The sequence below is a fragment of the Rhizobium sp. UBA1881 genome (assembly GCF_002338015.1).
Lineage (GTDB): Bacteria > Pseudomonadota > Alphaproteobacteria > Rhizobiales > Rhizobiaceae > Rhizobium.
In genome coordinates this window covers 38,297-50,423 of record NZ_DDHH01000150.1, presented here as the reverse complement: position 1 = coordinate 50,423, position 12,127 = coordinate 38,297, and the positions used below count along the sequence as shown (strand labels likewise).

Sequence of the window (12,127 nt, the reverse complement as noted above, 5' to 3'; positions counted from 1 at the left end):
CTCTTCCGATCTCTCCCCGGGTGGGGAGGGGCGCCGTCGTCGTGCGGCTAGGGTCAGACCGCGCCGGTCTTGCGCTTGTTGAGGATGTCGAACGCGACGGCCGCAAGGAGCACCAGACCCTTGATGGTCTGCTGCCAGGCGGCGTCGACGCCCATGATCGACAGGCCCATGTTGAGCACGCCCATGATGAGCGCACCGATGATCGCGCCGGTCACCTTGCCGACACCACCGGTGACGGCCGTACCACCGATGAAGGCCGCGGCGATCGCGTCGAGCTCGAAGTTGGTCCCAGCGGAGGCGACCGCCGAGCCGGCGCGTGCCGTGGTGACAACGCCGGCCACCGCGGCAAGCAGACCCATGTTCACGAAGATCATGAAGTTCACGCGGCGGGTGTTCACACCGGAGAGGATCGCGGCGGAGAGGTTGCCACCGATCGCATAGATGTGGCGGCCGAACACCGTCTTGTTCATGACGAACGTGTAGATCACGACGAGCGCGCCCACGAGGACCAGGACGATCGGCGTGCCGCCGGCCGACTTCGCCAGCAGGTACGTGATGAAGCCGATGATCAGCGCGATGACGACGAGCTTGCCCACGAACGCGACCAGCGGCTCAGTGACGAGGCCCTCGCGCCGAAGGACACGGCGGGTGCGGAGCTGGCCGAAGACGAGACCGCCGATCGCGAGGCCGCCGATCAGCAGCGTGAGCGCGTCGAGGTCCCCGGCAAACCCGAGGACGTTGGGAAGCGAGCCCTTGGAGATCGCGTTGAAGTTGTTCGGGAAGCCCGAGATCGTGGTGCCGGCGATGACGATGGCCAGTCCTCGGAAGATCAGCATGCCAGCGAGTGTCACGATGAACGCGGGTATGCCCATGTACGCGATCCAGAAGCCTTGCCACGCTCCCACGACTGCACCCACGGCGAGCCCGATCACGACCGCGAGGAGCCACGGGATCTGCTCCTGCACGATCAGCACGCCCATGACGCCACCGACGAAGGCGACGACGGAGCCGACCGACAGGTCGATGTGCCCCGCCACGATCACCATGACCATGCCGATGGTCAGGATGAACACGTACGCGTTCTGCTGGACGAGCGCAGCCACGTTGTTCGGGATGAGCAGGCGGTTGTCCGTGAGGAACTGGAACACCACGACGATGATGATGAGCGCGGCCATCATCCCGTAGTCGCGGAGGTTCTTGCTGAGGTACTGCGTCAGTGCGCTCATGCCTGAGCACTCTCCTTCTCCATGGTCATGTAACGCATCAGGGACTCCTGGTCCGCTTCGCCGCGGGGCAGCACCCCGGTGATCCGGCCCTGACTCATCGCGAACACGCGGTCGCAGATGCCGAGCAGCTCGGGGAGCTCGGACGAGATCACGATCACGGCCTTGCCCTGCTCCGCCAGCTTGTTGATGATCTGGTAGATCTCGTACTTCGCACCGACGTCGATGCCGCGCGTGGGCTCGTCGAGGATGAGCACGTCCGGGTCAGCGAAGATCCACTTGCTCAGGACGACCTTCTGCTGGTTGCCGCCGGACAGCGAGCCGATGGCGGCCGCGCCACCGTCGGTCTTGATGTGAACCTTACGGATCGAATCCGTAACCAGTTCGCGCTCGCGGCCACCCGAGGTGAAGAGCCCCCTGGTGAAAGCGCCGATGCTGGCAAGCGACAGGTTGGTGCCGACAGTCATCGTCTGCACCAGACCATCGCGCTGGCGGTCTTCGGGCACGAGGCCGAGGCCACTTGCGATCCGGTTGGCAATGCTAAGGCCGGCGACGTCCTGGCCTTCGAGAAGAATGTGCCCGCCGCTGGCGTGCAGGCGTCCGGCCACGCATTCGAGAAGCTCGGTACGTCCGGCGCCCATGAGGCCATAGATGCAGACGATCTCGCCAGCGCGCACATCGAGCGACAGGCGGTCGACCGCGTTATAGGCAGCACCGGAAGGGCCGGGAACGGTGAGTTCCTTGATCGACAGCGCAACCTTGCCCATCTCGTAGCCATCAGGCGGGCTGCCGAGGTCGAAATTCTCGCCCACCATGTTGCGGACGATCCATTCGAGATCGATGTCCTTGCGTTCGGCATAGGCTGTCATGGTGCCGTCGCGCAGAACCACTGCGTGATTGGTGATCTGCAGCGCCTCTTCGAGGTGGTGCGAGATATAGACGATCGATACGCCGCGGCTGGTGAGGTCGCGGATGACCTTGAAGAGCACTTCGACTTCGGTGGCGCTGAGCGCAGACGTCGGCTCGTCCATGATCAGGATACGCGAATTAACCGACAGTGCACGGGCGATTTCCACGATCTGCTGCTGGCCGAGGCGGAGATCCTCAACGGGGGTCAGCGGATCGATGTCCTCTTCCAGCTCTTCGAGCAGCGCGCGGGTCTGACGCTCTTCTTCGGCGAAATCGACGGTTCCGGCCGTGATGATCTCGCGCCCCATGAAGATATTGTCTCGGACGCTCAAGTTGGGCGCCAGGCTCAGTTCCTGGTGGATGATCGAGATGCCGCATTCGCGGGCATGCGTTGACGACACGAAGTTGACGGTCTGTCCGTCGAGGATGATCTCACCCGAAGTCGGGCGCACGACACCCGACAGGATTTTCATCAGCGTTGACTTGCCGGCACCATTTTCGCCGAACAGCGTGGTGACCTGGCCGCGATGGATGTCGAAGTTCACGCCCTTGAGGGCCTGCACGCTACCATAGGTCTTGGCAACGTTGCGGGCGCTGAGGACGACCTCACCGATCTCACCTTTGATCTGGCGTTGGCTTGCCTGGCTCATTTGACTTCAACCTTGACGGGGGTGACGAGCCAGTTCTTCGGGTTGATGAGCTTGAAGACGCCTGTGACAGTGACCGTCTTGCCGGTCAGCTGAGCGGGGTCGATGCTTCCGAGTACTGCCTTCTTCATCTCGTTGTTGATTGCCGAACCGGCGTCCTGGTACTCAATCTGATTGGTGAACTGACCGAACTCGATTGCGCCCGTTGCATCGCGTAGATCTGTGCCGTTGATAGCTGGACCGGTCTGCATGCGAATGACGACTTCGGGAGGCAGCCCATCAACCTTCACTTCGTTAATGTTGCCCTTGCGCTCGCCGACGACGCCGGTAAACGACACAGGCAGAACCGGGCCGGTGGTCGTTGCGACGCCGTATTTCTCGCCCGCCGCCTTCTTGTCGGCGAGGGCAGCCGGTGCAAGCTCGGCAGCTGGAACCGCGCGCTTCTCGACATCAGCCGCGATCTTCGGGAACTGCTCCACACCGTAGGTCTGCGAGGAGAACGCCTGCTGGCGCACGTCGTTTTCGGAGCCGATATGGACAACCTTCGTGTCCAGCGCGATCGCACCGACGACAACCACGACCGCCGCAATGCCGACCGCGATTTTCAGTTTGCCGCTCTTTGGCTGGGAAGCCGCGTAGTCCGTTTCTATGCTCATTTTCTGACAACCTTCGGCGCGAGGCCGGATTTCCTGTTGAGGGAAAGAAAAGGGGGGGAGGGATTATCGACGTCGCGACCGGTCGGTCGGGCAACAATCCTGTGTACTGGCTAAGGAGTTGGCGAGGAGGCCGCCAAGCGGCGATCGCGCGTCGGGGCGGAAGTGCTGGCGTGACGCCAAGCCATGTCTGGAAACAGAAATTCGCACCGTCGTGATCCTCCTCAATAACCCGGCGTTTGTTTCTCCTCCAACCGCCAGGCGCGTCACGCAGATACCGTGGAAGCCCGTAAGCTATGGTATCGCCGTGTTATCAATGGCAGTAAACATGTTATAAAGATTGCACCTTGTCAATCGACCATTCGGTGGCATTTTCGATTTTCGCCGATGTTTGTGGACTCTGAGGATGATCGCATATGCGCCCGGCAAAGGCGCCTACAAGGCAACATTTTGTAATGCCTCGCATTCTTGGTTCGCGTGCTCGGCCCAAGCTTATGTGATCACAAGATATTGATATATATATTTTTATTAGAGTCGCTAGATGGCATGCGCGTCGGTGCGGTGAGGGGCGGTCGCTTCACTTGCATGATGGCATTCCGTCGAACGCATCGCGCATCATGTCCATTTGATGATCGACAGTATATCTGAAAAAAATTGCGACGACAGAAAAAAAATTCATTTGCGGTGATAAGTTTGTGTTATATTCTTAGTGACACGAAATCCGGCGCTTGCCGGTTTCCGGTTGCTGTCCAATGTGAGGTCTTTCAGTCTGATCTCGCGAGGAGCAGTCGCAATGCGACGTACTTGCCTGAATGGCGGCGCTTGGCGCGGTCCGTCGGCGGTCGTCTGGGAGGAGTGATCATGAATGGGATGAGGATGCCGTATTCAGCGGCATGGATTATCGCGGGAATTGTCGTAGCCGACGAGGCTTGCGATGTCTGAACGTGGACAGATCATTATCGGTATCGATGCCGGGACCTCGGTGATCAAGGCGGTTGCCTTCGAGCTTTCCGGGCGCCAGATCGCGTCCGCTTCGGCGCGCAACCAATATGCGACGGGCGATGATGGTTCGGCGACGCAGTCCCTGACGCAAACCTGGGCCGACTGCGTGACCGCGCTGCGCGGCCTCAGCGAAAAGGTGCCGGGACTTGCCGAGCGCACTGCCGCCATTTCCGTGACGGGGCAGGGCGACGGCACATGGCTCGTCGGTGCCGGCAACCGGCCGGTTGGCGATGCCTGGCTCTGGCTCGATGCCCGCGCGGCTCCCACCGTGACGCGGCTCAGCGCTGGCGCTGGCAATCGCGCGCGTTTCGAAGCGACCGGCACCGGCCTCAATACCTGCCAGCAGGGCGCGCAGATCGCCCATATGGACCGCAATCAGCCCGATCTTCTCGATCGCGCCGAGGTCGCGCTTCATTGCAAGGACTGGCTTTATCTCAATCTCACGGGCATCCGCGCCACCGATCCCTCGGAAGCAAGCTTCACCTTCGGCAATTTCCGCACGCGGCAGTATGACGACGCGGCGATCGATGCGCTGGGCTTGTCGCGCCGCCGTTCGCTATTGCCACAGATCATCGATGGCACCGAGGTCACTCATCCGCTTTCCGCCGATGCGGCGCGGGCCTGTGGGCTTCTTGCCGGTACGCCCGTCAGTCTCGGCTATGTCGATATGGTGATGACAGCACTTGGCGCTGGCGTGCGCAGCGCGGGCCAGAATGCTGCCTGCTCGACCATCGGCTCCACCGGCGTTCATATGCGCGCCAAGGCAGTGGCCGACGTGCAACTCAATGCCGAGGGCACTGGTTATGTGATCGCCTTGCCAATGCCGGGGATCGTCACCCAGGTGCAGACCAATATGAGCGCCACGATCAACATCGACTGGCTGCTGCAAATGGCCGGCTCGCTGATGGCCGACGGTGGAAAGACCGTGTCTCATGCCGATCTGATCGCCCGCATCGACAGCTGGTTCGCTGAAAGCCGGCCCGGTTCAGTGCTCTATCACCCCTATATCTCGGATGCCGGCGAGCGCGGTCCATTCGTCAATGCCGCGGCTCGAGCTGGGTTCACCGGTCTTTCCATGCGCCACGGCTTTGCCGATCTGTTGCGCGCCGTCGTCGAGGGTCTCGGCATGGCGACCCGCGATTGCTACGCGGCGATGGGCGATATGCCTGAAGAGCTCCGGATTACCGGTGGCGCGGCACGCTCGCGCGCGCTTCGCGGTTGCCTGTCGGCGGCGGTCAATGCCCCGGTCAGGGTGTCGCGGCGCGAAGAGGCGGGTGCCGCCGGCGTCGCGATGATGGCGGCGGTGGCGATTGGCGCCTACCGCAACATGGATGATTGCATTGCCGAATGGGTGACGCCGCTTCTTGGCGAGGCTGAAGCGCCCGACAGCGAGCAGGCCGAGCGCTTCGAGCGCCTGTTCAAGGCCTACGTGATGGTGCGCGAGGCGGTCGCGCCCGCCTGGGATCAGCTGGTCGCCACGCAATAAACGGAAATCCCGCGCCGGGCCGCGACTGATGCGCGGCCGCGCTGAATGAATGTGTTGATGCACAAAGCATCCGAAGGAGCATGTTGATGACTGAGTCCGGAATGGTGGATCTGTTCGTGATCGGTGGCGGGATCAATGGTGCCGGCATCGCGCGTGATGCGGCGGGCCGTGGCCTGAAGGTCGTTCTGTGTGAGAAAGACGATCTGGCGCAGGGGACATCGTCGCGCTCAGGCAAGCTGGTTCATGGTGGCCTGCGCTATCTCGAATATTACGAATTCCGGCTGGTGCGCGAGGCGCTCATCGAGCGCGAGGTGCTGCTCAACGCCGCCCCCCACATAATCTGGCCGATGCGCTTCGTGCTGCCGCATTCGCCACAGGATCGCCCGGCCTGGCTCGTCCGTCTCGGCCTCTTCCTTTATGATCACCTGGGTGGCCGCAAGAAGCTCCCGGGCACCCGCACGCTTGATCTGCGCCGTGACCCCGAGGGTACGCCTATCCTCGACCAATACACCCGCGGCTTCGAATATTCAGACTGCTGGGTCGACGATGCGCGCCTCGTGGTGCTCAACGCGGTCGATGCCGCCGAGCGTGGGGCCGAGGTTCTAACCCGCACGGCAGCCGTCTCCGCTAGGCGCGAGAACGGCGGCTGGAGCATCACCACCAGGAACAGCGTCACCGGCGAAACCCGCAATTTCCGCGCCCGCTGTATCGCCAATGCCGCAGGCCCGTGGGTGTCCGACGTCATCGGCCGCGTGGCCGGTGCCAACAGCAGCCGCAATGTCCGGCTGGTCAAGGGCAGCCATATCATCGTGCCGAAGTTCTGGGCGGGCTCCAACGCCTATCTCGTGCAGAACCACGACAAGCGCGTGATCTTCATCAACCCCTATGAGGGCGACAAGGCGCTGATCGGCACGACCGATATCTCCTACGAAGGCCGGGCCGAAGACGTCGCGGCTGACGAGAAGGAAATCGAATACCTCCTCACCGCCGTCAATCGCTACTTCAAGGAAAAGCTCCGCCGTCAGGATGTGCTGCACAGCTTCTCCGGCGTGCGCCCCCTGTTCGACGACGGCAAGGGCAATCCGTCAGCCGTGACGCGCGACTACGTCTTCGATCTCGAAGAGACCGGCAACGCGCCGCTTCTCAACGTCTTCGGCGGCAAGATCACGACCTTCCGCGAGCTTGCCGAGCGCGGTATGCAGCGCCTGAAGCATATCTTCCCGCAAATGTCGGATAATTGGACGGAACACGCAGCGCTTCCGGGCGGCGATATGCCGAAGGCCGATTACGAGACCTTCTTCAATGGCCTGAAGGAAACCTATCCCTGGATGTCACGCACGCTTGCCGGTCACTACGGCCGCCTGTATGGCACCCGCACCCGCAAGATCGTTGGCAATGCAACGGGTCTCGAAGGCCTTGGCCGTCACTTCGGTGGCCATCTTTATGAGGCTGAGGTTCGCTATCTCGTTGCGAGCGAATGGGCGCTCACCCCCGAGGACGTGCTTAAGCGGCGCACCAAGCACTATCTGCACCTGACCGAGGCCGAGCAGGCCGCCTTTGCCGATTGGTTCGCCGGCGCGAATCTCGTTGCGGCCGCCTGAGGATACCGATCATGGCATTGACCCTTTCCTTGAACACCAATCCGCTCGTCAATCGTTTCGCCGAGCCTGATGACCTGATCGAAACCGTGGCGCGGGATTTGCGCATTCGTGACCTGCAGCTCACCCACGAATTCATCAATCCGAGCTGGCAAGCGCCCGTCATCCGCAGGCTGACCCGCGACATGTCCGCAGCACTCCAGCGCACCGGCGTCCGGGTGACCTCGGGCATGACCGGGCCTTACGGCCGGCTCAATCATTTCGGTCATCCAGATGCAGATGTTCGTCGCTACTATGTCGACTGGTTCAAGACCTTCGCCGATATCACCGCCGATCTCGGCGGGACTTCGGTTGGAACGCAGTTCGCGATCTTCACCTACAAGGATTTCGACGATCCCGCGCGGCGCGAGGAGCTGATCAAGATCGCCATCGACTGCTGGGCCGAGGTTGCCGAGCACGCCAAGTCGGCTGGTCTGTCATACGTGTTCTGGGAGCCGATGAGCATCGGTCGCGAATTCGGCGAGACGATCGCCGAGTGCATGAAGCTGCAGGACCGCCTGACGGCCGCCAACATGGCCGTGCCGATGTGGATGATGGCCGATATCGACCATGGGGACGTGACCTCGAGCAACCCCGATGATTTCGAACCCTATGCGTGGGCGCGTGCCGTGCCCAAGGTCTCGCCGATCATCCACATCAAGCAGAGCCTGATGGACAAGGGGGGGCATCGGCCCTTTACCGCCGAGTTCAACGCCAAGGGCCGCATCCAGCCGCCGGAGTTGCTCAAGGCATTTGCCGAGGGCGGGGCCAAGGATAACGAGATCTGCCTTGAGCTGTCCTTCAAGGAACGTGAGCCGAACGACCGCCAGGTGATCTCGCAGATCGCCGAAAGCGTCGCGTTCTGGGCCCCCCACATCGACACCGGCATCGCCGACCTGCATATCTGAGCGAAAGGCGAATCAAAAAAAGAGGCGGGATATGCGCGTGGGAAAATCGGGAGAAGACTGTCGATGAACGATCCGGAAGAATCGCTTGCGGTGCGAGCCGCCTGGCTGCATTACGCTGGCGGATTGACGCAGTCCGAGGTGGCCAAACGTCTTGGACTGCCCTCGGTGAAGACGCACCGCCTGATCGCGCGCGCAGTGGCCGAAGGTGTCGTCAAGATCAGCATCGAAGGCGACATCATCGAATGCGTGGCGCTGGAGAACAGCCTGTCTGAGCGCTTCGGCCTGCAATATTGCGAAGTGACGCCCTATGTTGGTGAAGACGAGTCGATCTTTCGCACACTTGGCCTTGCCGGCTCCAACTTCCTGAAGCGCGAGATCGAGCGTGGCGACAATACCGTGATCGGGCTTGGCCACGGACGCACGCTGTCGACCGCAGTGCATCTTTTGCCGCGCGTCTCCGCCCGTGACCTGCGCTTCGTCTCGCTCCTCGGCGGCTTGACCCGAAACTACGCGGCCAACCCCTACGACGTCATGCACCGCATCGCCGAAAAGACCGGCATGCCGGCCTATGTCATGCCCGTTCCGTTCTTCGCCAATACGGCTGAGGACCGCGAGGTGCTGTTGGCCCAGCGTGGCGTGAAGGAAGTGATGGACCTTGCAAACACCGCCACGCTCAAGCTGGTCGGACTCGGCACCGTCGACACGCATGCGCAGCTTGTGCAATCGGGCATGATCGAGGCGCGCGAGATCAAGGAAGTGGCGGCTGCCGGCGGTGTCGGTGAAATCCTCGGCTACTTCTTCGATGCCAACGGCCGCATTCTCGACACCGCGCTGACCGAGCGAACGCTCTCGGCCAACCTGCCGCAGCCGAGGACGGAGCGGTTGGTGGCGCTTGCCGGTGGCGGCGGCAAGGTTGAGGCGATCCGCGCGGTTCTGCGCAGTGGCAGCCTCCACGGGCTTATTACCGACGAACGCACGGCCGAAGCGCTTCTGCGCTAGCCGGATGATCAGATAGACGACGATAGGGAATAGGATTGCAGATGGCCAACTCACCGCGTTTCTGGATCGGCACCAGCTGGAAGATGAACAAGACGCTTGCCGAGGCGCAGAGCTTTGCGAGCGGCCTGAAGGCCGCGGATGGCGCGCGCGATCCGCGCATCCAGCGTTTCGTCATTCCGCCCTTCACGGCGGTGCGCGAGGCCAAGGCCATGCTGGCCGAGACTTCCGTCAAGGTCGGTGCGCAGAACATGCACTGGGCCGACGACGGCGCATGGACCGGCGAGGTGTCGCCGGTGATGCTCAAGGACTGCAACCTCGACATTGTCGAACTCGGTCACTCCGAGCGGCGGGAGTTCTTCGGCGAGACCGACGAAACCGTTGGGCTGAAGACCGAAGCGGCCGTCCGTCATGGTCTGATCCCGCTCATCTGCATCGGCGAGACGCTGGCCGACCGCGAGAGCGGCCGTGCCGCTGAGGTGCTTGCAACCGAGGTTCGCGGCGCACTTTCCAAGCTGACTGGCGCGCAGAAACAAGCCGAGATCCTGCTCGCCTACGAGCCGGTCTGGGCGATCGGCGTCAACGGCATTCCGGCGACGGCTGAATATGCCGATCAGCGCCAGGCCGAAATCATCGCTGTTGCCGAGCAGGTGCTGGGTCGTCGTATTCCTTGCCTCTACGGCGGCTCGGTCAACCCCGGCAATTGCGAAGAACTCATCTCAAGCCCACATATAGACGGACTTTTCATCGGCCGTTCGGCCTGGAACGTCGAAGGTTATCTCGACATCCTGGCGAAATGCGCCGCCAAACTTGACGCAAAACTCGAAGGAGAAAAAGCATGAAACTGGCAATCGCAGGAGACAGCGCGGGCGAAGGCCTCGCCAAGGTTCTCGCCGACCATCTGAAGGATCGCTACGAAGTGTCGGAAGTCTCACGCACGAGCGCGGGCGCCGATGCATTCTACGCCGGTCTTTCGGATCGCGTGGCGTCGGGCGTCATCGATGGCACCTATGATAAGGCAATTCTTGTCTGCGGCACCGGCATCGGCGTTTGCATTTCCGCCAACAAGGTCCCCGGCATCCGCGCCGCGCTGACGCACGACACCTATTCCGCCGAGCGCGCTGCACTGTCGAACAATGCCCAGATCATCACCATGGGCGCGCGCGTTATCGGACCTGAACTCGCCAAGGCCATCGCCGATGCGTTCCTGGCGCAGACCTTCGACGAAAACGGTCGCTCCGCCGGCAACGTCAAGGCGATGGACGAACTCGACGCGAAGTACAATCAGCGTTGATTGAATAAACCATACGGCCCGCGCCTTGCGGGCCGTACCTCCATGAGCGCGTTGACCAGGTCCGCGTTCATCGCGCAGCGGCCTTGCGCCGGCTGCCACGTTTCTCCACACGAATATCCAAACGCCACTGAAAACGACAATCGCCAGCCGCGTCGTTTCCATAAGCTCTTGACATCAAAGGGCGGCGAAGCCGGCTCTGATGATTTGAGACGGAGCGCCCTGTGACACACGAATTTTTATTCCCGCTTTCTCGCCGCCAAGCAATGCTTGCCGGAGCAACGATTTCATTCGCGATGGCCACACCGGCCTTTGCCGCTAAGCAAAAGACACCACACACTGCAAAAGGAGCAACTCCCATGACTGGGAACTTTGTGAAGACAAAAGACGGCGTTGAAATCTTCTTCAAGGACTGGGGTCCGAAGAACGCCCAGCCAATCGTTTTCCACCATGGCTGGCCGCTTTCATCCGACGATTGGGACGCACAGATGCTCTTCTTCGTCAGCAAGGGCTATCGCGTCATCGCCCACGATCGTCGCGGCCACGGCCGCTCCGCCCAGGTAAGCGACGGTCATGACATGGACCACTATGCCGCCGACGCGTCCGCCGTTGCCGAACACCTTGATCTGCGCAACGCCGTCCACATTGGCCACTCGACAGGTGGTGGCGAGGTCGCCCGCTATGTCGCCAAGTATGGTCAGCCGCAGGGACGTGTCGCCAAGGCCATTCTGGTCAGCTCGGTTCCTCCGTTGATGCTGAAGACGCCAGCCAACCCCAATGGCACGCCGATGGAAGTCTTCGACGGCTTCCGCACGGCGCTTGCCGCCAACCGCGCCCAGTTCTACATCGACGTCGCCTCCGGCCCCTTCTACGGGTTCAACCGGCCTGGCGCCAAGGTCTCCCAGGGTGTGATCAACAACTGGTGGCGGCAAGGCATGATGGGCTCAGCCAAGGCGCATTATGACGGCATCAAGGCATTTTCGGAAACGGACCAGACGGAAGATCTAAAGGCGATCACTGTGCCGACGCTGGTGTTGCAGGGCGATGACGACCAGGTCGTGCCCTACAAGGACGCCTCGCTCTTGCAGGCGAAGCTTCTGAAAAACAGCACTCTGAAGGTCTATCCCGGTTTCTCGCACGGCATGCTGACCGTGGATGCCGATGTGATCAACCCCGATCTGCTTGCCTTCATCAAGGGCTGATCGCGCATTGATCGATCACCGTGGCGTGCGTGGACGACTCATCTCGTCGGTCACGTACGCCCTGGTGCAAAATTTGGCTTTGCCGGAAGACCGATTGCGATTCTCGGATGTCTCTTATGCAAATTTATCTCTGCTCATTATCAGGGCAATGAGATACATAATTGGGCATTCAA

Annotated in this window: 10 protein-coding genes; 7 read left to right on the top strand and 3 right to left on the bottom strand. The window is 61.6% G+C overall.

From position 1 onward, the window contains the following. Window positions 1–53: 53 nt before the first annotated feature. From mmsB to B3605_RS18075, 3 genes are read right to left on the bottom strand one after another with little or no spacing between them, the layout of a single operon-like run. Window positions 54–1,226 carry a multiple monosaccharide ABC transporter permease gene (mmsB, locus tag B3605_RS18085; RefSeq protein ID WP_296435395.1) on the bottom strand — a complete coding sequence of 391 codons (1,173 nt, stop codon included), beginning with the start codon at window positions 1,224–1,226 and terminating at the stop codon, window positions 54–56. Next, the gene (locus B3605_RS18080; RefSeq protein WP_296435393.1) at window positions 1,223–2,782 is read right to left on the bottom strand and encodes a sugar ABC transporter ATP-binding protein; all 1,560 of its coding nucleotides are present in this window, start codon (window positions 2,780–2,782) and stop codon (window positions 1,223–1,225) included. The genes mmsB and B3605_RS18080 overlap by 4 nt, the downstream gene beginning before the upstream one ends. Then, window positions 2,779–3,435, bottom strand: coding sequence for a DUF2291 domain-containing protein (locus B3605_RS18075; RefSeq protein WP_112944110.1), 657 nt, complete (start codon window positions 3,433–3,435; stop codon window positions 2,779–2,781). The genes B3605_RS18080 and B3605_RS18075 overlap by 4 nt, the downstream gene beginning before the upstream one ends. A 931-nt stretch (window positions 3,436–4,366) precedes the next feature. On the opposite strand from B3605_RS18075, the gene B3605_RS18070 reads away from it, so the two are divergent. From B3605_RS18070 to B3605_RS18040, 7 genes are all read left to right on the top strand, one after another. Continuing rightward, window positions 4,367–5,920 carry an FGGY-family carbohydrate kinase gene (locus B3605_RS18070; RefSeq protein ID WP_112972797.1) on the top strand — a complete coding sequence of 518 codons (1,554 nt, stop codon included), beginning with the start codon at window positions 4,367–4,369 and terminating at the stop codon, window positions 5,918–5,920. A gap of 86 nt (window positions 5,921–6,006) precedes the next feature. Then, on the top strand, window positions 6,007–7,521 hold the full coding sequence (locus B3605_RS18065; RefSeq protein ID WP_296435391.1) for a glycerol-3-phosphate dehydrogenase: 1,515 nt from the start codon (window positions 6,007–6,009) through the stop codon (window positions 7,519–7,521). An 11-nt stretch (window positions 7,522–7,532) separates the two neighbouring features. Continuing rightward, entirely contained in the window at window positions 7,533–8,465 is a 933-nt protein-coding gene (locus B3605_RS18060; protein WP_112972799.1) for a TIM barrel protein, read from the top strand. A 63-nt stretch (window positions 8,466–8,528) separates the two neighbouring features. Continuing rightward, a complete protein-coding gene (locus B3605_RS18055) occupies window positions 8,529–9,464 on the top strand; it encodes a sugar-binding transcriptional regulator (RefSeq protein ID WP_112972800.1) in 936 nt (311 codons plus the stop codon). A 41-nt stretch (window positions 9,465–9,505) separates the two neighbouring features. Beyond that, window positions 9,506–10,303, top strand: coding sequence for a triose-phosphate isomerase (locus B3605_RS18050; protein WP_113012149.1), 798 nt, complete (start codon window positions 9,506–9,508; stop codon window positions 10,301–10,303). Further along, on the top strand, window positions 10,300–10,755 hold the full coding sequence (locus B3605_RS18045; RefSeq protein WP_111565101.1) for an RpiB/LacA/LacB family sugar-phosphate isomerase: 456 nt from the start codon (window positions 10,300–10,302) through the stop codon (window positions 10,753–10,755). The genes B3605_RS18050 and B3605_RS18045 overlap by 4 nt, the downstream gene beginning before the upstream one ends. A 356-nt stretch (window positions 10,756–11,111) precedes the next feature. Then, the gene (locus tag B3605_RS18040) at window positions 11,112–11,954 is read left to right on the top strand and encodes an alpha/beta fold hydrolase (RefSeq protein ID WP_409457191.1); all 843 of its coding nucleotides are present in this window, start codon (window positions 11,112–11,114) and stop codon (window positions 11,952–11,954) included. Window positions 11,955–12,127: the final 173 nt, after the last annotated feature.

Bases quoted from the DNA above. Each gene is read 5' to 3' on its own strand.
- mmsB (WP_296435395.1), bottom strand. From the start codon at position 1,226: ATGAGCGCACTGACGCAGTACCTCAGCAAGAACCTCCGCGACTACGGG.
- B3605_RS18080 (WP_296435393.1), bottom strand. From the start codon at position 2,782: ATGAGCCAGGCAAGCCAACGCCAGATCAAAGGTGAGATCGGTGAGGTC.
- B3605_RS18075 (WP_112944110.1), bottom strand. From the start codon at position 3,435: ATGAGCATAGAAACGGACTACGCGGCTTCCCAGCCAAAGAGCGGCAAA.
- B3605_RS18070 (WP_112972797.1), top strand. From the start codon at position 4,367: ATGTCTGAACGTGGACAGATCATTATCGGTATCGATGCCGGGACCTCG.
- B3605_RS18065 (WP_296435391.1), top strand. From the start codon at position 6,007: ATGACTGAGTCCGGAATGGTGGATCTGTTCGTGATCGGTGGCGGGATC.
- B3605_RS18060 (WP_112972799.1), top strand. From the start codon at position 7,533: ATGGCATTGACCCTTTCCTTGAACACCAATCCGCTCGTCAATCGTTTC.
- B3605_RS18055 (WP_112972800.1), top strand. From the start codon at position 8,529: ATGAACGATCCGGAAGAATCGCTTGCGGTGCGAGCCGCCTGGCTGCAT.
- B3605_RS18050 (WP_113012149.1), top strand. From the start codon at position 9,506: ATGGCCAACTCACCGCGTTTCTGGATCGGCACCAGCTGGAAGATGAAC.
- B3605_RS18045 (WP_111565101.1), top strand. From the start codon at position 10,300: ATGAAACTGGCAATCGCAGGAGACAGCGCGGGCGAAGGCCTCGCCAAG.
- B3605_RS18040 (WP_409457191.1), top strand. From the start codon at position 11,112: ATGACTGGGAACTTTGTGAAGACAAAAGACGGCGTTGAAATCTTCTTC.